General features: G+C 56.2%; 1 protein-coding gene. It reads left to right on the top strand.

What is annotated here, in order from left to right:
* Window positions 1-68: 68 nt before the first annotated feature.
* Window positions 69-753, top strand: a 685-nt coding sequence (locus AC1DU9_RS29870) for an IS110 family RNA-guided transposase (RefSeq protein WP_477811277.1), incomplete at its 3' end; no start/stop codon positions are given.

The raw sequence follows: 753 nt of genomic DNA, 5'->3' as shown, positions 1-753 counted from the left end.
GGCTACCCCCGCCGCCCCCTGTGATCGACCACTAAGCTTTCACAGGGGGCTTATCGGAGATCATTGCCATGAGCAAAGTAGCTATTGCCGCCATCGATCTGGGAAAACACACCTTTCATCTACATGCACAGGATGATCGTGGTCACGAGCTGTACCGAAAAAAATTCAATCGGGTAACGCTCATGCAGCACCTGGCAAATCTCGAGCCCTGCACCATCGTGATGGAAGCCTGTGGCGGCGCCCACTTCATGGCACAGGAGGCCGCCAAGTTAGGGCATACGGCCAGACTCATCGCGCCTCATCTCGTGCGTCCCTACGTGAAAAGCAACAAAAATGACTTCGCCGATGCCGAGGCGATCTGCGAAGCCGCGACTCGTCCGGCGATGCGTTTTGTACCGGTAAAAACTCAGGCCCAACAAGTGCTAGCCATGCTGAACTCCACCCGAGACTCGTTCATCAAGGATCGCACCGCAACCGTCAATCGGATTCACGCCGCGCTTCTCGAAGTTGGCGTGAGCCTGGCCCCGGGCTTCAAGTCGATCAACGCGCTACCGGAGCTGCTTGAGGCGAGTTCAATTTCTGAGCCGTACAAAAAAAATCTGATGAGACTGTATCGACACTTCAAGCATGTGGAGGAGGAGATCAAGTCGCTGGATAAGGACGTGGAATGCCAGGCCGCTGAAGATGATCTGGCGACTCGCTTGATGACTCTGCCCTGTGTCGGCCCGATCACCTCCACCGTCACCTCCACCG

Source organism: Pseudomonas sp. P4_C1 (assembly GCF_056402155.1).
The sequence above is the reverse complement of the archived record's forward strand: the minus strand, read 5'-3'. Positions and strand labels throughout refer to the sequence as shown.